General features: G+C 60.8%; 14 protein-coding genes. 10 read left to right on the top strand and 4 right to left on the bottom strand.

Going from position 1 to position 20,081, the window contains the following annotated elements:
* Nucleotides 1-12: 12 nt before the first annotated feature.
* On the bottom strand, nt 13-3,450 hold the full coding sequence (locus ACR0K4_RS04205; protein ID WP_480852950.1) for a pyruvate carboxylase: 3,438 nt from the start codon (nt 3,448-3,450) through the stop codon (nt 13-15).
* A 407-nt stretch (nt 3,451-3,857) separates the two neighbouring features.
* Entirely contained in the window at nt 3,858-5,654 is a 1,797-nt protein-coding gene (locus ACR0K4_RS04210) for a sensor domain-containing diguanylate cyclase (RefSeq protein ID WP_480852952.1), read from the bottom strand.
* 168 nt (nt 5,655-5,822) lie between these two features.
* On the opposite strand from ACR0K4_RS04210, the gene ACR0K4_RS04215 reads away from it, so the two are divergent.
* Nucleotides 5,823-8,219: an ATP-dependent helicase gene (locus ACR0K4_RS04215; protein WP_480852953.1), complete on the top strand. Its 2,397-nt coding sequence runs from the start codon at nt 5,823-5,825 to the stop codon at nt 8,217-8,219.
* A gap of 407 nt (nt 8,220-8,626) precedes the next feature.
* Here ACR0K4_RS04215 and ACR0K4_RS04220 read toward each other — a convergent pair whose 3' ends face one another.
* Both ACR0K4_RS04220 and ACR0K4_RS04225 read right to left on the bottom strand, forming a co-directional pair.
* Complete coding sequence (locus tag ACR0K4_RS04220) at nt 8,627-8,851, bottom strand: DUF1127 domain-containing protein (RefSeq protein WP_480517079.1); 225 nt, start codon at nt 8,849-8,851, stop codon at nt 8,627-8,629.
* A 616-nt stretch (nt 8,852-9,467) separates the two neighbouring features.
* Nucleotides 9,468-9,599: a hypothetical protein gene (locus ACR0K4_RS04225; RefSeq protein WP_480517077.1), complete on the bottom strand. Its 132-nt coding sequence runs from the start codon at nt 9,597-9,599 to the stop codon at nt 9,468-9,470.
* Nucleotides 9,600-10,408: 809 nt separating this feature from the next.
* Between ACR0K4_RS04225 and mraZ the strand changes: the two genes are divergently transcribed.
* The 9 genes from mraZ (at nt 10,409) to ACR0K4_RS04270 (ending at nt 20,080) form a co-directional block, all read left to right on the top strand.
* A complete protein-coding gene (mraZ, locus tag ACR0K4_RS04230; RefSeq protein ID WP_480852954.1) occupies nt 10,409-10,912 on the top strand; it encodes a division/cell wall cluster transcriptional repressor MraZ in 504 nt (167 codons plus the stop codon).
* Between the two features lie 4 nt (nt 10,913-10,916).
* Nucleotides 10,917-11,906, top strand: coding sequence for a 16S rRNA (cytosine(1402)-N(4))-methyltransferase RsmH (rsmH, locus tag ACR0K4_RS04235; protein ID WP_480852955.1), 990 nt, complete (start codon nt 10,917-10,919; stop codon nt 11,904-11,906).
* The gene (gene ftsL / locus ACR0K4_RS04240) at nt 11,903-12,271 is read left to right on the top strand and encodes a cell division protein FtsL (protein ID WP_480852956.1); all 369 of its coding nucleotides are present in this window, start codon (nt 11,903-11,905) and stop codon (nt 12,269-12,271) included. The genes rsmH and ftsL overlap by 4 nt, the downstream gene beginning before the upstream one ends.
* Nucleotides 12,268-14,055 carry a peptidoglycan D,D-transpeptidase FtsI family protein gene (locus tag ACR0K4_RS04245; RefSeq protein ID WP_480852958.1) on the top strand — a complete coding sequence of 596 codons (1,788 nt, stop codon included), beginning with the start codon at nt 12,268-12,270 and terminating at the stop codon, nt 14,053-14,055. The genes ftsL and ACR0K4_RS04245 overlap by 4 nt, the downstream gene beginning before the upstream one ends.
* A 22-nt stretch (nt 14,056-14,077) precedes the next feature.
* Nucleotides 14,078-15,559 carry a UDP-N-acetylmuramoyl-L-alanyl-D-glutamate--2,6-diaminopimelate ligase gene (locus tag ACR0K4_RS04250; protein ID WP_480852959.1) on the top strand — a complete coding sequence of 494 codons (1,482 nt, stop codon included), beginning with the start codon at nt 14,078-14,080 and terminating at the stop codon, nt 15,557-15,559.
* Nucleotides 15,556-16,938: a UDP-N-acetylmuramoyl-tripeptide--D-alanyl-D-alanine ligase gene (locus ACR0K4_RS04255; protein WP_480852960.1), complete on the top strand. Its 1,383-nt coding sequence runs from the start codon at nt 15,556-15,558 to the stop codon at nt 16,936-16,938. Before ACR0K4_RS04250 ends, ACR0K4_RS04255 begins: the two co-directional genes overlap by 4 nt.
* A 31-nt stretch (nt 16,939-16,969) precedes the next feature.
* Nucleotides 16,970-18,052 carry a phospho-N-acetylmuramoyl-pentapeptide-transferase gene (gene mraY / locus ACR0K4_RS04260; protein ID WP_480852962.1) on the top strand — a complete coding sequence of 361 codons (1,083 nt, stop codon included), beginning with the start codon at nt 16,970-16,972 and terminating at the stop codon, nt 18,050-18,052.
* A gap of 148 nt (nt 18,053-18,200) precedes the next feature.
* On the top strand, nt 18,201-19,601 hold the full coding sequence (gene murD / locus ACR0K4_RS04265; RefSeq protein ID WP_480852963.1) for a UDP-N-acetylmuramoyl-L-alanine--D-glutamate ligase: 1,401 nt from the start codon (nt 18,201-18,203) through the stop codon (nt 19,599-19,601).
* Between the two features lie 104 nt (nt 19,602-19,705).
* The gene (locus tag ACR0K4_RS04270; protein WP_480517059.1) at nt 19,706-20,080 is read left to right on the top strand and encodes a glycine zipper family protein; all 375 of its coding nucleotides are present in this window, start codon (nt 19,706-19,708) and stop codon (nt 20,078-20,080) included.
* The last annotated feature ends 1 nt before the right edge of the window (nt 20,081 follow it).

The raw sequence follows: 20,081 nt of genomic DNA on the forward strand, positions 1-20,081 counted from the left end.
ACGATATTTGGTTTATTCCAGCTCGACCAGCAGGTCCTTGGCGTCAATCTGGCCGCCGGGCTGTACATGGACGGCTTTGACCACCGCGTCGCGCTCGGCATGGATGCCGGTTTCCATCTTCATCGCCTCGATGGTCAGCAGCAGATCGCCTTCGTGCACCTCTTGACCCGCGCTGACCGCAACCGTGGCGACAACGCCGGGCATCGGTGCGCCAATGTGGTTGGCATTGCCAACCTCAGCCTTAGGGCGCTGTGCGGTCGTGGCCTTGACCAGACGGTTCGGCACACGAATCACGCGCGGTTGGCCATTGAGTTCGAAGAAGACTTTGACCTCGCCCTTTTCATCCGTTTCACCAATGGCCTGACAGCGGATTTCCAGTGTCTTGCCGGGGTCGATTTCTGCGGTGATTTCCTCGCCCGGCTCCATGCCATAGAAGAAGGTGCGCGTGGGCAGGGTGCGAACCGGGCCATAGGTGCGGTGGCGGCCCATGTAATCGAGGAAGACCTTGGGATACATCAGATAGCCGTTCAGGTCTTCGTCATCGACCTCTTTGCCTTCAAGCTGCTTGGACAGTTCAGCGCGGGTGGCTTCCAGATCGACCGCTTCGACATGCTTGCCGGGGCGTTCCGTGTTGGGCGCCTCGTCCTTGAGGACCTTTTGGATGATGCCCGCAGGGAATCCGCCCGGAGGTTGACCCAGATTGCCACGCATCATGTCCACAACCGAGTCGGGGAAGGCGACATCGGTCGACGGGTTTTCTACGTCATCACGGGTCAGGCCCTGGCTGACCATCATCAGCGCCATGTCGCCAACAACTTTGGACGACGGCGTCACCTTCACGATGTCACCGAACATCTGGTTCACGTCGGCATACATCTGGGCAACCTCGTGCCAGCGCTCCTCAAGTCCCAAGCTACGCGCCTGCGCCTTGAGGTTGGTGAACTGGCCGCCGGGCATTTCGTGCAGATATACCTCGGAAGCCGGGGCCTGCAGCCCGGATTCGAACGCCGCGTACTGGCCGCGCACAGCCTCGAAGTAATCGCTGATCTCGCGGATGGCCTTGATGTCCAGCCCGGTGTCGCGGTCGGTGTGGCGCAGCGCCTCGACCACGGTGCCCAGCGTCGCTTGGCTGGTGTTGCCCGAGAACGCATCCATCGCGCAGTCCACCGCGTCCACGCCCGCCTCGGACGCGGCCAGAATGGTCGCGCTGGCGATACCGGCGGTGTCGTGGGTGTGGAAGTGGATCGGCAGGCCGACCTCTTCCTTCAGCGCCCGGATCAGAATGCGGGCCGAGGCCGGTTTCAGCAGGCCCGCCATGTCTTTCAGGCCCAGCACATGCGCGCCCGCATTGCGCAGTTCTTTCGCCATGCCGACATAGTATTTCAGGTCATACTTGGCGCGGTCCGGGTCGAGGATATCACCGGTATAGCAAACCGTGCCTTCGCAGATTTTGCCGTTTTCGACGACCGCATCCATGGCGACGCGCATATTCTCGACCCAGTTCAGCGAGTCAAATACGCGGAACACGTCGATATTCTGCGAGGCCTGACGCACGAATTCCTGCACTACGTTGTCGGGATAGTTGGTATAGCCTACGCCGTTCGCGCCACGCAGCAGCATCTGGGTCATCAGGTTTGGCATCGCCTCGCGCAGATCGCGCAGGCGCTGCCAGGGGCATTCCTGCAGGAAGCGATAGGCCACATCAAAGGTCGCGCCGCCCCAGCATTCAACGCTGAACAGCTGCGGCAGGTTCGCCGCATAAGTCGGCGCGACCTTGATCATGTCGATCGAGCGCATCCGCGTCGCCAGCAGCGACTGGTGCCCGTCGCGCATCGTGGTGTCGGTAATCAGCAACTGCCGCTGTGCCTTCATCCAGTCGGCAACGGCCTGCGGGCCTTTTTGCTCCAGCAGATTGCGCGTGCCCATCTGCGGTTCCGCCTTCAAAGCGGGCGGGCGCGCCTCTTTCAGGTCGGGGCGCGGGGTTGGCCGGTCTTTGGTCTCGGGGTGCCCATTGACGGTGATGTCGGCGATATAATTCAGAACCTTGGTGCCCCGGTCGCGGCGTTTCTTGAACTGGAACAGATCGGCCGTCTCATCGATGAACTTGGTGGTGTATTCATTCGACAGGAAGGTCGGGTGTTTCAACAGGTTTTCGACAAAGGCGATGTTGGTGCTGACACCGCGCACACGGAACTCGCGCAGCGCGCGATCCATTCGCGCAATCGCTTTCTCGGGGGTCGGCGCCCATGCGGTGACCTTGGTGAGCAGCGAGTCGTAATACCGCGTGATCACCCCGCCCGCATAGGCCGTGCCGCCATCCAGACGAATGCCCATACCAGTGGCCGAGCGATAGGCGGTAATCCTGCCATAATCGGGGATGAAGTTGTTCAGCGGATCCTCGGTGGTCACCCGCGTCTGCAGTGCATGACCGTTCAGACGAATCTCATCCTGACTGGCTTTGCCGGTGGCCTCGGCCAGCGTCTTGCCCTCGGCGATCAGGATCTGCGCCTGCACGATGTCGATGCCCGTGACCTCTTCGGTGACGGTGTGCTCGACCTGCACGCGGGGGTTCACCTCAATGAAGTAGAACTTGCCGGTGTTCATATCCATCAGGAATTCGACAGTACCGGCGCATTCGTAATTCACATGGGCGCAGATGCGCCGGCCCAATTCGCAAATCTCGGCGCGCTGTTCGTCGGTCAGGTAGGGGGCAGGGGCGCGTTCCACCACTTTCTGGTTCCGGCGCTGGACCGAGCAATCGCGCTCGTAGAGATGATAAATCTCACCATGCTTGTCGCCCAGGATCTGCACCTCGACGTGACGAGCGCGGGTGATCATCTTTTCCAGATAACCCTCACCGTTGCCAAAGGCGGCTTCGGCCTCGCGGCGGCCCTCCAGAACCTTCTCTTCCAGCTCATCCTCGGACAGGATCGGACGCATCCCGCGCCCGCCGCCTCCCCAGCTGGCTTTCAGCATCAGAGGATACCCGATCTCGGCGGCCTCTTTCTTGATGGCGGCCATGTCGTCGCCCAGCACTTCGGTCGCCGGGATCACCGGCACATCGGCGGCAATCGCCACTTTCCGCGCGCTGGCCTTGTCGCCCAATGCGCGCATGGTCTCGGCCTTGGGACCAATGAAGGTGATGCCGTTCTGAACACAGGCGTCAACGAAATCCGGGTTCTCGGACAACAGGCCGTAACCGGGGTGGATCGCGTCGGCACCACATTCCTTGGCCACGCGGATGATCTCATCAATTGACAAATAGGCTGCGACAGGTCCCAGATCGGCCCCGATGCGATAAGCCTCATCCGCCTTGAACCGGTGGAGGCCCAGCTTGTCCTCCTCGGCGAAGACCGCGACGGTTTTCTTCCCCATCTCGTTGGCTGCCCGCATAACACGGATCGCAATCTCGCCGCGGTTGGCGATCAGGATTTTCTTGAAGTCTGTCATTTCGGGTCCCGGTCTTTATAGGTGTGGCCTTTTGCTTAGGCGGACAATACGGCCACGTACATCTGTAGTTCTGGGTAGAACCGGCATGTTATCGCTCGCAAACGCCGCCTTTTGGCGCTTTTCTTTTACACATGCTGCGTCGCAGCATCAAATGTTGTATTTTTGTTTCGAATTTTGTTTGACGGCGAGCGCCCTGCACTGGCTCGCCATCCTGCGGGAAAACAACACATTCCCGGTTTGGACAACTGCATCGCAGCGCCTTTGCCGATCTGCAATCCCGACCGTTGAACGACTGAATGACCAAACTGGTATAAGCCTGTCTGAACGGCGACGCTGGTATTGATGATTCGCGCCACCTGATGCGGTTCCGGCCATGTCCAGCGCCGGAACCGGTTTATTGGCGACGATCAAGCTGCAGGCGTGTGGGACGCTCCGTTGATCTTATAGGCGTCATTCCCGGCGACCTCCTTGGTAGCGCCACCCCCCATCGCGGACCGTGCGACCTGCACCTGATTGCGTCCCTTGTCCTTTGCAGCATAAAGCGCATCATCCGCTGCTCTCATCAGGTCCTGAGGCATCGTACCATGCGCCGGATAATGCGCGACCCCGACCGAGATGGTAATGCGCGGCAGCGATTTCTCACCATACCGGACCGAGATCGCCTCGACCGCCTGCCGCACGTGCTCGGCGCGGGTCAGGGCGTCATCGGGCGCGTTGTCGGGAAGGATCAGCATGAACTCTTCACCGCCAATCCGACAGGCGACCTCATCCCGGTCGCAGCCCTGTTCCAGTGCCGAGCCAACGGCGCGCAGAACCATGTCGCCTGCGTCATGCCCGTGCGTGTCGTTGAATTTCTTGAAATGGTCGACATCTACCGCAATCAGACTGAGCGCAGCGCCGGTCTGCTGGCTGCGGCTGATCGCTTTGCGCAGCGTGTCCGTCATGTGGCGGCGGTTGAACAGCCCGGTCAGAGGGTCGCGCACCGACTGGTCATGCAATTGATCTCGCATGCGCACATTGGCGATTGCCATGCTGATCTGTTCGGCGCACAGCTGTGCCAGTTTCTTACTGTCGTGAAACGCCTCGCCACTGCCCTCATGCGCGCGCAGATGCAGCAGGCCGACGGTCTCGCCATGGGCCAGAATAGGAAAACAGAAATAGGGTCGCCCGTCATGCGGTTCCGCATGTTCGCAGACAAAATCGATCTCGGACGCGCCGAATTCATAAGTCCGGCCACGCCGCAGGCCCCAGCAGCCCTCGGGGTGGATGTGCGCCTTGTGCGACCCGCCGTTCCAGCTGGCGCAGCCATCCAGCACATCGCGCGAATTGGAATAGACATACACGCTGCCCTCGGCCTCGGGCAGGATATGGGTCATGAACCGCGACACCATGTCGAACAGCTCATCCAGCGAGCGGCTGGATTGCAGCCATTCGTTCAGCTCTCCCAACAGCCGCACCTCGCGCGCCAGACGCAACTGATCGTCCATCAATGCGCGTTCCTTCGCGGCGCGGCCCCGCAGATCGCGAACCTGTTTGCGGTTCGTGCGGTAGATCACCAGAATCACTGCCGTCAGTGCCAGCAGTGACACACCGCACAGCACCGCCAGCGACCATCGGACGCGCGTGATGAACAGATCGCGCTGCGGTGTGATGTCCGAATAGAATTCGATCGCGCCCAGAAACTGACCGTCCTTGATCACCGGCGTATAAATCTCGGCCACGTGGCAGGTTTTCTTGCCTGATCCCGCCATCACCTCGTGATTCAGTCCGCTGACTTCAGAGACCGGCTTTTCCTCATGCTTGTAATATGAACCACCCGCAGCGACGATTTCGGTGAAATAGGGCTTGGAGTTAACCGTCCCGACATCCCCCGCGCGCGTTGACCAGAACACGCGGCCCTGACTGTCGAACAGCTTGAACCGGTAGATGTCCGAGGTTTCGGGTAAAAGTTCCAGAAACTCTTCATCATGATCATCCAGAATGCCGTGTTTGAACGTCGCCTCGACATCGTGCAGATGGCTTGCCACCTGTTGGTTCAATTGCGCTGCGCGATGCCGCAGGTCCGATTCCAGCATCCGGTCGACCACCGGGGCCGGGATCGCGTAAATCCCCCAACCCGCCAGCGCCGTCAGCATCATCAGCATCGCCGAGATGCCCGCTATTTTCAGGGCCGAGGTCCGACCCGCCATGTCATTCTGTTTCATAACCCGCGCTCCCACAGCAATGGGATCAGGATGTTTGGCAAGGTTTGACAGAGGGTTAATGGCGTCGGGATGATTATCTAGAATTGATCGGATCACGTTGCAAATTCCTTGCGAACAAGGCGTGAACAAACCCTTTCCCTTGGCGCGCATCCGGCGTAGTTTGGACCCATGAGCAGTTTTGACGAAATGGACGCCTTCGAGGGCGCATCGCTGTCGGCGCGGGCGATGCCTGCGGCGTCTGCCGAGTATCTGAACGACCTCAACCCGGCGCAGCGCGAAGCGGTCGAACGGCTGGATGGCCCGGTGCTGATGCTGGCCGGGGCCGGGACGGGCAAGACCAAGGCGCTGACCGCGCGGATCACCCATCTGCTCAGAACCCATCGGGTGCGCGAGAACGAGATTCTGGCGGTGACATTCACCAACAAAGCCGCGCGCGAGATGAAAGAGCGTGTGGGCCGGATGCTGGGCCGCCCCGCCGAGGGGATGCCTTGGCTTGGCACGTTCCACGCGATCTGCGTCAAGCTGCTGCGCCGCCATGCGGAACTGGTGGGGTTGAAATCGAACTTCACTATTCTGGATACCGACGATCAGAAGCGGTTGCTGAAACAACTGACCCAAGCAGCCAATATTGACGACAAACGCTGGCCCGCCCGGATGCTGGCCGGGATCATCGATGATTGGAAAAACCGAGCGCTCACGCCCGACAAGGTGCCTGCCGCGGATGCGGGGGCCTATAACCACAAGGGCATCGAGCTTTACGCCCAGTATCAGACCCGTCTGCGCGAATTGAACGCGGTGGATTTCGGTGACCTGCTGCTGCACATGGTCACGATTTTCCAGACCCACCCGGACGTGTTGGAGCAATACCAGCGCTGGTTCCGCTATATCCTTGTGGACGAATATCAGGATACCAACGTCGCCCAATATCTCTGGCTGCGCCTGCTGGCCGGGGGGCATAAGAATATCTGCTGCGTTGGCGATGACGACCAGTCGATATATGGCTGGCGCGGGGCCGAGGTGGGCAACATCCTGCGGTTTGAGAAGGATTTTCCCGGAGCGTTTGTGGTCCGGTTGGAACAAAACTACCGCTCGACCCCGCATATTCTGGCTGCTGCGTCGAATGTCATTCGCGGCAATGAAAGCCGCTTGGGCAAAGAGCTTTGGACTGACCGCGAAGAAGGCGAAAAGGTTCGTCTGATCGGCCATTGGGACGGCGAGGAAGAGGCGCGTTGGATCGGCGAGGAAATCGACGCGATGCAGGGTGGCACGCGGGGTGTACGGCCGATGAACCTCGATGAGATGGCGATTCTCGTCCGCGCCTCGCACCAGATGCGCGCGTTTGAGGATCGGTTTTTGACCATCGGTCTGCCGTATAAGGTGATCGGCGGCCCTCGGTTCTATGAGCGGATGGAGATTCGCGATGCCATGGCCTATTTCCGGCTGGTGGTTAGCCCCGAGGATGATCTGGCGTTCGAGCGGATCGTGAACACGCCCAAGCGCGGCCTTGGCGACAAGGCGCAGCAGACGATTCAGGTGGTGGCGCGGGAAAACGGTGTGTCTTTGGTCGAGGGCGCGCGGATCGCGGTCGACAATGCTCTGATCAAAGGCAAAGGGGCCAAGGCGCTGCGCGAATTGATCGACGGGCTGGCGCGGTGGAATGCGATGACGCGCGGGCCTCGGATCGAAGTGGATGATGACACGGTGATCGACGATGGCGTGTCGCCGATCCGCTATGGCGCGCCCGAGCATACGCATATCGAGCTGGCGCAGATCGTGTTGGACGAATCTGGCTATACCGCGCATTGGCAGAATGAAAAGACACCCGAGGCACCGGGGCGGCTGGAGAACCTCAAGGAACTGGTCAACCAGTTGGACAATTTCGAGAACCTGCAGGGGTTCTTGGAACATGTCAGCCTTGTGATGGACAATGAGCAGGACGGCGACGGGGCCAAGGTCTCGATCATGACGCTGCACGCGGCCAAGGGGCTGGAGTTCCCTGCCGTGTTCCTGCCGGGATGGGAGGATGGCTTGTTCCCCTCACAGCGGTCGATGGACGAATCCGGGCTGAAGGGTCTCGAAGAAGAACGGCGGCTGGCCTATGTGGGCATCACCCGCGCCGAAGAGGTGTGTACCATTTCTTTTGCCGCTAACCGGCGGGTGTTCGGGCAATGGCAGAATTCCATGCCCTCGCGCTTTATCGACGAATTACCCGAGGATCATGTTGAGGTGCTGACGCCTCCGGGGCTTTATGGCGGCGGGCAAGTTACGACCAGCATCGAGACCCGCGCGGCGGAGGCGAATGTTTATAACTCGCCCGGGTGGAAGCGGATGCAGGCGCGGCACGGGCAGTACGGGATGTCTCAGCCCCGCGAGAGCCGCAATACAGTGATCGATGCCACCGCCGTGGCCAGTTTCACGCTGGGCGAGCGGGTGTTTCACCAGAAATTCGGCTATGGTGCGGTAATCGGTATCGAAGGCGACAAGGTCGAGGTCGAGTTCGACAAGGCCGGGGTGAAGAAGGTGGTCTCGCGCTTTCTGACCACCAAGGATGACGTGCCGTTTTGAATTTTTGCGAGGCTCTGCCTCGCGCTCCGAGGTATTTTTGAACAGAAGAAGCAGGGGGCGTTCGCGCCCCTTTTTTGCTTTGGGAAAAGAAAAACGGCGGTTCCTAGGGAGGAGAAGGGGAACCGCCGTTCTTTTCTACATCAGGGCAGGGAGGAGGAAGCCCCGATGTATCCGAACCCGGGTTTGATCCCGGTATGAGGAAGACGCGGCGACGTCAGGGAGGAGGAAGACGTCGCCGCGCGCTTTCAACATCGAGGCAGGGAGGAGGAGAGCCCCGATGTATCAGGTTCCGGCGGTCAGGGCCGGTATAAGGTGCGGCAACGTCAGGGAGGATGAGAGACGTTGCCGCTGAAACACAGGTCCGAAAGGGAGGAGGACGGACCTGATCTCGGTGTATCGTGTCGCGCTTAATGCGCGATCTGCTCTTCGGTGGCCTGCACGGCCAGCCGGCGGATCATCGACCGGTGCAGGCCCAGATCGGCCAGTTCGCGGTCGGACAGGGCCGACAGTTCGTTGACCGTTTGGCGGTACAGGCGATAGCGCGCAACGCGGGCTTTTACGTTGTCAACCAGCGCTGCGATACCGAATGCCGGCGCGCCTTTCAGGGTTGTGTGTGTGCTTGCGACTGCCATTTTCATCATCCGTTCATTCTTGCTGCTGCCGGCATCGTCCGGCGCTTGCTTGAGACTGAAAATAGGCAAATGCTGCGATTGCACAATAGCTGGCGATGTCAATGCTGCTATGCAGCAAATGCATGGATATCAGGATGTTGAGGTAAAGCCCTTGAAAATATGGGTTTTGGAGATGTCTTTTCCCTAGGGTCAAGATTGCGCGCATCAAACGACCCGGGATTGATGCCTGTTGTTTGAGCACGACTTCACGAAATTTGAGCGTTTGGAAAGGCAATCCTGAGAAAGGGAAGGGTACGACTGCGTCGTGAGCGCGCTTTAAACAGGGTTTGAGTTTTTCGTAGTTGGGATCGGCAATTTGATGTGGAAAGGTCAGGATTTCCAGCCTGAAGCGTTCTGCCTGAAATGCGGGCTTGCTGTCGGCTTTCTTTCTTCAATGATGAGCGGTCCCGGGCGTCACCCTTTCATCCAACTGACTTGGTTAGTGTGTCAAATCCCATAAGGCAGTTGGTGGGGTGCGCGTTTGCAATACGCCGAAATCCTCACGCAGTATTTGACATCTGCGCGTCTCAGGATGGACAACGCCCTTTGGTTGCTTTGAAACCAGCACTTTATCCTTTTACGGCTTGGGCATCTTTCCTCCGCCCGTCTGCTGAATGACATGGGTCGACTCATGCGCGGGCAGCATCCCGTTTTTGGCGTCCCCGCCTTTCAGGTGATCGACCACTTTGTCCACTTTTGCCATGGGCATGGGCCGTTCTTCGTTTTGCAGTTGTTTCCTCGTCTATTTTCTGGGACTGCGGCTTGGTATGCGACAGAACTCGGCAACCAGAGCTTTCATTCTCACATAAGTGATATGCTTGTCCGCATTGTGTAGCCAATTCTGGCCGCAGTGGTCTGAGACTATATGAGAGTGGGGTGAACCTGTTACTTTCCCTTTGTTCAGTGCGTCGCGATTTGGGCGAACTCCGCTAATTTAGGAGTGACGGGAAATTATGGGCGCGACCGGGATTCTCATGGGGCTGAGTCCGAAACGAATCGTCAATAAGGCCCATTTTCCAATCAGAATACGGCCGTCACTAAGAAAATCCAAAAATTATTGGGAAATCGTGGGATACGCGAATTGCCCTGAATTTGATGCACATTTATGCGATGCTTTGATATTCTTATCAATATATGGTGCCCAAGGGTGTTGATTTGGTGTTTTACCGACACCTTCAACACCTGCTCAGCGAGTATAGTCCCAAGATTTCCCTTGATTTCCATAATTTCCCATGCGATCCCTTGTTTACCCGATGAGGGCGAGGACAGTTAAGGGGCGCCAAACGACCCCGGACCAAAAATACAAAAACAGGTTTCATACAGGCATCTCGCTTTCATCACTCAACAGATCCGGCGCGCGGGCGAGCAGACATCCCCCCAGGTGGCGCGCGCAGCTGGACATCCCGCTCAGCGGGTCAATGCGGCGGGTTGATCAGTGGCAGCAGATCAACCCGCCGTTTTTACTTCCGGGGGGAACGTGAATTTTGAGGTGGGGCGCAAGCGAAAGGGACAGTCGTCTTGGCGCGCAGGTTTAGAGGCGAAAGCCAGCATAAGGTAGATACGAAGGGCAGGGTCTCGATCCCGGCCTCGTTTCGCCGTGTGCTTGAAGCGTCCGACCCAAACTGGCAGCCCGGTGACAATCCTGAACTGGTGATTGTCTATGGCGACCACCGCCGCAAATACCTTGAATGCTATACCATGCAGGCGATTGACGAGGTCGACGCCAAGATCGACGCGTTGCCGCGTGGCTCGATGCAGCGCCGGATGCTGCAGCGGCTGTTCCACGGTCAGTCCTTCCCGACCAATGTTGATGAGACGGGCCGTCTGGTCCTGCCCGCCAAGCTGCGCACCAAGATCGGTCTTGAGAATGAGGCGTTCTTTATCGCCGCCGGGGACACCTTCCAGATCTGGAAACCCGAGACTTACGAGGCCGACGAACTGGCCGCGACCGAGGAATGGCTCGACGATCTGCCCGAGGATTTCGATCCGATGCAGTATCTTGACGGCATCGGGGATGGGTGACGGCATGGCCGGCGCTCAGACCTCATCGAACCCTCACATCCCTGTTCTGTTGCGTCCGTTGCTGGCTGCCGTTGCACCTGTGTCGGGTGTCTGGCTGGACGGCACATTCGGCGCGGGCGGCTATACACGGGGCCTGCTTGAGGACGGGGCCGAGAAGGTCATCGGGGTGGATCGCGACCCGCTGGCCTTTGAGATGGCCGCCGATTGGGCCGGGGACTATGGCGACCGGTTGGTGATGCAGCAGGGTGTGTTTTCGCGCATGGATGAGTATGCGCAGGACCTCGATGGCGTGGTGCTGGACCTTGGTGTCTCGTCCATGCAGTTGGATCAGGCCGAGCGTGGTTTTTCCTTCATGAAGGACGGCCCGCTGGACATGCGCATGAGCCAGCAGGGCGAAAGCGCCGCCGATCTGGTCAATACCGCGACCGAGGCGCAACTGGCTGATATCCTGTTCCATTTCGGCGAAGAACGCGCCAGCCGTCGCATTGCCAAGGCCATCGTCAAGGCGCGGGCAGAGGAGCCGATCACCACGACTCTGCGTCTGGCTGAGATCATCGAATCCTGCCTGCCGCGCCCCAAACCCGGGCAATCGCACCCGGCAACGCGCAGCTTTCAGGGGCTGCGGATCGCGGTGAATGCGGAATATGAAGAACTGTTTCAGGGTCTTATGGCTGCCGAACGTGCTTTGAAGCCCGGCGGGCAGTTGGCCGTTGTGACCTTCCATTCCATCGAGGACCGGATGGTCAAACGGTTCTTCCAATCGCGCGCGGGCAAGACGGGCCGCGCCAACCGTTATGCGCCTGAGATGGCGCAGGAATTGCCGCAATTCACGCTCAAGACCCGCAAGGCGGTGGGTCCCGACGATCAGGAATTGCAGGAAAACCCACGCGCGCGCTCGGCCAAGCTGCGCGTGGCGATACGAACTGAGGCTCCGGCGGGGGAAATTGAGGCCCGCGCCATCGGGATGCCGCAACTGGGGGGACGGGGAAGATGAAGAGTATATTATATGTGTTGACGGCCCTTTCTGTCTTTGGGCTGGCGCTTTGGGCGTATCAAGAGAACTACCGAACGCAGCAGGTGCTGAAGGAAACCCAGTCGCTGCAGCGCGAGATTGGAATTGCGCAAGCGCGCCTGGCGGTGCTGAATGCAGAATGGGCCTATCTGAACCGGCCCGACCGCCTGCGGGAACTGGCGGATCTCAATTTCGAACGTCTGGGCCTCTTGCCTCTGCGCGCACAGCAGTTTGGCCGCGCCGATCAGATTGCCTATGGCGAAGACCCCGACCTACCCATCGTCGATCCGCTTGAACTGCAGGAAATCACCGATATTCAGGCGCTGGGCGAGGTACAGTTCCCATGACCCGCACGCCGCTCCGCCCGCTGGCCCGTATTCTCGATGCCCGCGCCAAGGGCGAAAACCCCAAGACGATTGAGCGCGAGAACATCCGCAAACGCCACGAAGACATGAAAGACCGCGCCCGCGCCCGGGCCGAAGGCCGCCTGCTGGTGCTGGGCTTGTTCTTCTTCTGCGCCTTCTCGGTCGTGGGTTTCCGCATGGGCGTTCTTGCAACCTCCGAGGCGCAGGAACCGCTGGCCAGCGCACCGGGTGCTTCCATCGCCATGCAGCGCGGCAATATTGTCGACCGTGAAGGGCGCATTCTAGCGACCAATCTGGACACCTATTCCGTCTACGCCCAGCCGCCCCTGATGATCGACCCGATTGCGGCTGCGGATCAACTGGTCGCGATCTTCCCCGATCTGGAAAAAGAGCGTCTGGTCAAGGACTTCACCGGCAAGCGCAAGTTCCTGTGGATCAAGAAACGCATCTCGCCCGAGCAGAAGCAGGCGGTGCATGACATTGGCGATCCGGGCATCCTGTTCGGCCCCCGCGAAATGCGGCTTTATCCAAATGGCAAGCTGGCCGCGCATATTCTGGGCGGCTCGGGCTTTGGCCGCGAAGGCGTCAGCGCCGCCGAGGTGATCGGTGTGGCCGGTGTCGAGAAACAGTTCGACGATTATCTGCGCGACCCGGCCAATGGCAACAAGCCGCTGCAACTGTCGCTGGACTTGACCGTTCAGGCCGCCGTTGAGCAGGTGCTGTATGGCGGCATGAAGATCATGAACGCCAAGGGTGCCTCGGCGGTTCTGATGAATGCACATACCGGTGAGGTGGTTTCCGCTGCCTCGCTGCCGTCCTTCGATCCCAACGACCGCCCACGCCCGCCGACCTCGGGGTTTGATCCTTCGGACAGCCCGTTGTTCAACCGCTATGTGCAGGGGGTGTACGAGCTGGGTTCAGTGTTCAAAATCTTCACCGCTGCGCAGGCAGTGCAACTGGGATTGGTGAATTCCAACACGATCATCGACACCTCAGGCCCGATGAAGATCGGCCGTTTCCCAATCGGTGAATTCAATGGCAAGAACTATGGCGAGATCAGCGTGGCCGATGTGATCGTCCACAGCTCGAACCGGGGCACCGGGCGGCTGGCGCTGCAGATCGGCGCGCAGCGGCAACAGGACTTTCTGAACGCGCTGGGCATGTTCGACCCGACCCCGTTCGAGATTGTCGAGGCCAAGGGCGGCCAACCGCTCAAGCCCAAGAAATGGGGTGAGCTGAGCACCGTGACCATCTCCTACGGCCATGGCCTGTCGACCAGCCCGATGCATCTGGCTGCCGGGTATGCCGCAATTGCCAATGGCGGGCACTACGTCAGCCCGACCATCTTGCGCCGCAGCGGTCCGCAATACGGCCCCCGCGTGATGTCCGAAAACACCGCCAAGCAGGCGCAGAACATGCTCCGCAAGGTGGTCACCGATGGCACCGCCAGCTTTGGTGACGTGGCGGGCTATGATGTCGCAGGCAAAACGGGCACCGCCGACAAGCCCAAGCCGCGCGGCGGGTACTATGAGGACAAGGTGATCGCTACCTTCGCCACCATCTTCCCGGCCTACGATCCGAAATATGTGCTGATCGTCACGCTGGATGAACCGTCCATCGTGGCTTATGGCGAAAAGCGCCGTACAGCGGGTTGGACGGCTGTGCCGGTTGCCGCCGAACTGATCGCGCGCATCGCGCCTTTGTTGGGCCTCAGACCCCGGCTTGAGCCTGAGGCGCGCGCTGCTATAACGCTGACCTCAAATTAGGCTGTTCGGCGAAAGGTGGGTCATGGGCAATCAGTCAAAGAAACTCAGCGAACTGGCCCTGACCGCACGGGGCGGGGCGAATCCTGACATTACCGGACTGGCGGTCGACAGCCGGGAGGTGAAGGACGGCTTCCTCTTCGCGGCCCTCCCCGGCACCCGCGTCCACGGCGGAGAGTTCATTCACTACGCCTTGCGCATGGGGGCTGCGGCTATTCTGACCGACGCCGAAGGGGCAGAGATTGCCGCCCAAGAACTGGCCACCTCGGACGCCGCCCTGATCGTCACCGAAGACCCGCGTCAGGCGCTGGCCGGGGCTGCCTCCCTGTGGTTCGGCGCGCAGCCGCAGACCATCGTCGCGGTCACCGGTACCAACGGCAAAACATCCGTCGCCAGCTTCGTCCGCCAGATCTGGACGGAACTGGACCTTGCGGCCGTTAACCTCGGCACCACCGGGGTCGAGGGCGCATGGACCGCCCCGCTGGCCCACACCACGCCCGAACCGATCACCCTGCACCGCTGTCTGGCCGAGGCCGCCGCGAATGGTGTGACCCACGCGGCGATGGAGGCCTCGTCCCACGGCCTTGAACAGCGCCGTCTGGACGGGGTGCATCTGGCCGCCGCCGGATTCTCGAACTTCACGCAGGACCATCTGGACTACCACGACACGTTCGAGGCCTATTTCGCCGCCAAAGCGGGCCTGTTCGACCGGGTGTTGCCCGAGGACGGCGTCGCGGTGATCAACCTCAGCGATCCCAAGGGCGCTCAAGTGCGCCAAATCGCCGAGGCGCGCGGACAGAACATCATCACCGTCGGCCCCGAAGGTGCCGATCTTTGCCTTCTGAATCAACGCTTTGACGCCACCGGGCAGGATCTGCGCTTTTCGTGGAGGGGCAAGGTTCATCAAACACGCCTGAACCTGATCGGCGGTTTTCAAGCCGAAAACGTCCTGCTGGCTTGCGGGCTGGTCATCGCCGCCGGAGAAGACCCCGATCGCGTGTTCGAAACCCTGTCGCATCTGACCACCGTCCGGGGCCGGATGCAGCTGGCCGCGACGCGCGAAAACGGCGCGGCGGTGTTTGTCGATTACGCCCATACGCCCGACGCCGTCGCGACCGCACTGAAGGCGATGCGTCCGCATGTCATGGGCCGCCTGATCGCCATCGTCGGCGCGGGCGGTGACCGGGACGCCACCAAACGCCCGCTGATGGGGCAGGCGGCGGCAGAAAACGTCGATCTGGTCTTTGTCACCGATGACAACCCGCGCAGCGAAGACCCGGCCACCATCCGCGCCGCCGTCATGCTGGGTGCGCCCGAGGCCACCGAAGTGGGCGACCGCGCCGAGGCCATCCTGCGCGGCATCGACGCCCTGCAACCGGGCGATGCATTGCTGATTGCGGGTAAAGGCCATGAAACCGGCCAGATCGTTGGTGATCAGGTGCTGCCCTTTGACGATGTGGAACAGGCCAGCATCTCGGTCGCCGCATTGGACGGGAGGGTCGCATGACGCTCTGGACCGCTGCCGAGGCTGCCGAAGCCACCAAGGGCCGTGCGACCTCCGATTGGCAAGTGGACGGCGTTTCCATCGACACCCGCACATTGCAACCCGGCGACCTGTTCGTTGCGCTCAAAGCCGCCCGCGACGGTCATGATTTCGTGGCACAGGCGCTTGAGAAAGGCGCAAGCGCCGCGCTGGTGTCCCGCATCCCCGAAGGCGTATCCGAGGATGCACCGTTGCTGATCGTGGATGATGTGTTGCAAGGACTCGAAGCGCTGGGGCAGGCCGCCCGCGCCCGGACCGACGCGCGTGTGGTGGGGGTGACCGGCAGCGTCGGCAAGACCTCGACCAAGGAAATGCTGGCCAGCATTCTGGAAACCCAAGGCAAAACCCATGCCAGCGTCGCCAGCTACAACAATCATTGGGGTGTCCCGCTGACGCTGGCGCGGATGCCACGTGACACCGAATTCGCCGTGATCGAGATCGGCATGAACCATCCCGGAGAAATCGCCCCTCTGGCCTGTCAGGCGCAGCCGCATGTGGCGCTGGTGACCACTGTGGCGGCGGTGCATCTGGAAGCTTTCGAGGACGTGGCAGGCATTGCCCACGAAAAGGCCGCGATCTTCGACGGGCTGACAAACGGCGGAGCCGCCATCGTCAATGCCGATATCGACCACGCCGACATCCTGCGCGACTGCGCGCGGGCCAAGGGCGCGAAGATCGTCGAATTTGGTCGCGCTGCACCGGATTATGCCCTGACCGGGGTGGAGCAGGGGCCCGACAATCTGCAGGCGCAAGGAACCGTCAGCGGCAAGCCCATCCGGTTCGACGTGCAATCGGCAGGCACCCATTTCGCCATGAACGCACTGGGCGCTCTGGCCGCTTGCGTCGAAATGGGCGTCGATCTGGATCAGGCCATCGCGGGCCTGCGCCGCTGGTCTCCGGTCAAGGGGCGCGGCATGCGCGAGGTGATCGCGCTGCCAGAGGGGCAGATCGAATTGCTCGACGACAGTTACAACGCCAACCCGACCTCGATGGAGGCCGCTCTGGACGTGCTGGCCGCATCCCAAGGCAAACGCAAGATCGCGTTTCTGGGCGATATGAAAGAACTCGGCGCGCAGGAACAGGCGATGCATGCCACGATGGCGGATGTTGCGGCAATGGCGCAAGTCGATCAGGTCCATTGCATCGGCCCGCTGATGCAGGCGCTGCATCAGGCGCTGCCCGAAGGCAAACGGGGGCTTTGGGCTGAGACCAGCGCCGAGATGGCCGCGCACCTGCCCGAACTGATCCGTGATGGTGATGCGGTGTTGGCCAAGGGCTCGCTTAGCATGGCATTGGCGCAGATTGTTGACGGTCTGCGGAAAATGGGGCAAGTGCGCGCGTGATCCATGCCCGGCGTGTAAGAAAGGTTTTGGTATGCTCTATTGGTTGACCTTCCTGTCGGACGGAGGCGATTTCTGGAACCTCTTCCGCTATATCACCTTCCGCGCAGGGGGCGCCTTTCTGACCGCGCTGATCTTTGGGTTCATCTTCGGCAAGCCTTTGATCAACGTGTTGCGTCGCAAGCAGGGCAAAGGCCAGCCGATCCGTGATGATGGTCCCGAGGGGCATTTCTCGAAGGCCGGAACCCCCACCATGGGCGGGCTGCTGATCGTGGGCGCGCTGGTGACCTCGACTCTGATCTGGGCGCGATGGGACAATCCTTATGTCTGGATGGTGCTGTTCGTGACGCTGGCCTACGCGGCCATCGGCTTTGCTGACGATTATGCCAAAGTCTCGAAGCAAAACACATCGGGTGTGTCGGGCAGAATGCGGTTGGCGTTGGGTGTGTTGATCGCAGTGTTAGCGGCGCTTTGGGCAACGTTGCACCACCCGGCGGATCTGCAAAACCAACTGGCGCTGCCGATCTTCAAGGACACGCTGGTAAACTTGGGGGTGTTCTACATCCCGTTTGCAATTGTGGTCATTGTCGGCGCGGCGAATGCGGTGAACCTGACCGATGGTCTGGACGGGTTGGCGATCATGCCCGCGATGATCGCGGCCTCGACCCTTGGCGTGATCGCCTATGCGGTGGGGCGGGTCGACTTTACGGAATATCTCGACGTCCATTACGTGCCCGGCACGGGTGAGATCCTGATCTTTACAGCTGCATTGTTCGGCGGAGGGCTCGGGTTCCTTTGGTACAATGCTCCACCGGCAGCGGTGTTCATGGGCGACACCGGATCGCTGGCCCTGGGCGGCGCGCTGGGCGCCATCGCCGTGGCCACCAAGCACGAGCTGGTTCTGGCCGTGGTCGGCGGTCTGTTCGTCGTCGAAGCGCTGAGCGTGATCATTCAGGTGCTCTATTTCAAGCGCACGGGGCGGCGGGTGTTCCTGATGGCTCCGATCCATCATCACTATGAGAAAAAGGGCTGGGCGGAACCGACCATCGTCATCCGCTTCTGGATCATCTCGCTGATCCTCGCGATGATCGGGCTGGCGACGCTGAAGGTCCGGTAACGCTCCCGCCGGGTTCGGAGGGCCTGCGGCCCCCCTGCCACCCGTTGGGCCCGGCTCGCGCTGTCGCGCGAGCCTGAACCCGCCCTTGCCTTTGGCAAATCCTTCGGTGCAGGGTGGCGCAGATTTCTAGGCGATGAAGGTGGGCGGCATGATCCCGGTCAAAGGGTTTTCAGGACAGAAGGTTGCAGTTCTGGGGCTGGGTCGGTCGGGCCTGACCACCGCGCGGGCGCTGCGCGCAGGCGGGGCCGAGCCGATCTGCTGGGATGACAACCCCGCCGCGCGTGAGGCTGCCGAGGGTGAAGGCTTCGCCTGCGCCGATCTGCGCCGTCACGGGGCGTTTGAGGGGGTTGCGACGCTGATCGTCTCGCCCGGTATCCCGCATCTTTATCCCTCGCCCAACCCGGTTGTGGCCGCCGCTTTGGACGCGGGTGTGCCGGTCGACAATGATATCGGTCTTTTCTTTCGGTCCTTCGCCGGACCGGAGTGGAACAATTACGACACCCCGCCGCGCGTCATTGCGGTGACCGGCTCGAACGGCAAATCGACCACCGCCGCGCTGATCCACCATATTCTGACTGAGGCGGGGCGCGACTCGCAACTGGCGGGCAATATCGGGCGGGGCGTTCTGGATATCGATCCGGGCGGTGATGGTTCGGTCGTGGTGCTGGAGCTTTCCAGCTATCAGACCGAACTGGCCCGCGCGCTGACCCCGGATGTGGCGGTATTCACCAATCTCTCACCCGATCATCTGGATCGCCATGGCGGCATGGGCGGCTATTTCGCTGCCAAGCGCCGCCTGTTCGCCGAGGGCGGGCCGGATCGCGCGGTGATCGGCATTGACGAGGCCGAGGGCGCGTTTCTGGCCGGGCAACTGGCCGAAGGCCCGACGGATGACCGGGTGATCCGCGTCTCGGTGGCGCGCAAGCTGACCGCGCCGGGCTGGCAGGTCTTTGCGCGCAAAGGATACCTGGCTGAATACCGTAAGGGCCGTCAGGCGGGCTCTATCGATCTGCGTGGCATCAAGGGCCTGCCCGGCACGCATAACCACCAGAACGCCTGCGCAGCTTATGCTGCCTGCCGGTCGCTGGGCCTCGCGCCCCGGGTGATCGAGGATGCGCTGCACTCCTTCCCCGGCCTGCCGCATCGCAGTCAGATCATCGCCGAGGCGGGCGGGGTGACCTATGTGAACGACTCCAAGGCCACCAATGTCGACAGCGCCCTGAAAGCGCTGAGCGCGTTCAAACAAATCCGCTGGATCTGCGGTGGGCTTGAGAAAGAGGGCGGGCTGGCAGCGTTGAGCCAAGTCAGCGATCATGTGGTCAAAGCCTATGTCATCGGGCGCGAGGCTGCGAATTTTGCGTTGCAACTGGCACCCGAAACTCAGGTCTGTACGACCATGGCCGCCGCCGTCGAACAGGCAATGTCAGAGGCACAGCCCGGTGAGACTGTATTGCTGGCTCCTGCGGCGGCCAGTTTCGACCAATACGACAATTTCGAACAGCGCGGAGAGGACTTTGCCGTTCAGGTCAAACAACGGTTGGCTGGTTAGGGATTTGCAATGATCCGCCGGTTCAGCGAAGCTGGCGGGTGATCGACTTGACGTTCGGAACCTGCTGGATTTGCCTGCCTGCAACTCAACAAAAGGATATTCCCATGAAATATCTAAACCTGACTCTGATCGTGCCAGCCCTCGTTATAATGGGGGCCTGCACCAATACAGGAGCCAATTATCAGCCCGTTATTGATGGTGCTGTGGGCCCGAACTACAATGTGGATTTAGCGCAGTGCCAGCAATTGGCTGCTTCCCAGGCCAGCGTCGATGGATCGACCGCAGGTAATGCCGCAATAGGTGCCGCAGGTGCCGCTGCGACCACGGCGATCATTCAGGACAGCAGCGACAATCTGGGCCGTGCAGCCGTTGCCGGTGCGCTGGTCGGCGCGGGCGCGGATGTGATCAACAAGAACCAGAACAAGGAAGTCATCGTGCGCAACTGTATGCGCAATCGCGGCTACAACGTCGTCGGCTAAG

It is taken from the genome of Ruegeria sp. K11 (assembly GCF_056531905.1).

What these genes read in the sequence shown, in the direction of transcription:
- mraY (WP_480852962.1), top strand. Translation starts at nt 16,970, where the DNA reads ATGCTCTATTGGTTGACCTTCCTGTCGGACGGAGGCGATTTCTGGAAC.
- rsmH (WP_480852955.1), top strand. Translation starts at nt 10,917, where the DNA reads ATGGCCGGCGCTCAGACCTCATCGAACCCTCACATCCCTGTTCTGTTG.
- ACR0K4_RS04205 (WP_480852950.1), bottom strand. Translation starts at nt 3,450, where the DNA reads ATGACAGACTTCAAGAAAATCCTGATCGCCAACCGCGGCGAGATTGCG.
- ACR0K4_RS04245 (WP_480852958.1), top strand. Translation starts at nt 12,268, where the DNA reads ATGACCCGCACGCCGCTCCGCCCGCTGGCCCGTATTCTCGATGCCCGC.
- ACR0K4_RS04220 (WP_480517079.1), bottom strand. Translation starts at nt 8,851, where the DNA reads ATGGCAGTCGCAAGCACACACACAACCCTGAAAGGCGCGCCGGCATTC.
- murD (WP_480852963.1), top strand. Translation starts at nt 18,201, where the DNA reads ATGATCCCGGTCAAAGGGTTTTCAGGACAGAAGGTTGCAGTTCTGGGG.
- ACR0K4_RS04225 (WP_480517077.1), bottom strand. Translation starts at nt 9,599, where the DNA reads ATGCCCATGGCAAAAGTGGACAAAGTGGTCGATCACCTGAAAGGCGGG.
- ACR0K4_RS04215 (WP_480852953.1), top strand. Translation starts at nt 5,823, where the DNA reads ATGAGCAGTTTTGACGAAATGGACGCCTTCGAGGGCGCATCGCTGTCG.
- ACR0K4_RS04250 (WP_480852959.1), top strand. Translation starts at nt 14,078, where the DNA reads ATGGGCAATCAGTCAAAGAAACTCAGCGAACTGGCCCTGACCGCACGG.
- ftsL (WP_480852956.1), top strand. Translation starts at nt 11,903, where the DNA reads ATGAAGAGTATATTATATGTGTTGACGGCCCTTTCTGTCTTTGGGCTG.
- ACR0K4_RS04255 (WP_480852960.1), top strand. Translation starts at nt 15,556, where the DNA reads ATGACGCTCTGGACCGCTGCCGAGGCTGCCGAAGCCACCAAGGGCCGT.
- ACR0K4_RS04270 (WP_480517059.1), top strand. Translation starts at nt 19,706, where the DNA reads ATGAAATATCTAAACCTGACTCTGATCGTGCCAGCCCTCGTTATAATG.
- ACR0K4_RS04210 (WP_480852952.1), bottom strand. Translation starts at nt 5,654, where the DNA reads ATGAAACAGAATGACATGGCGGGTCGGACCTCGGCCCTGAAAATAGCG.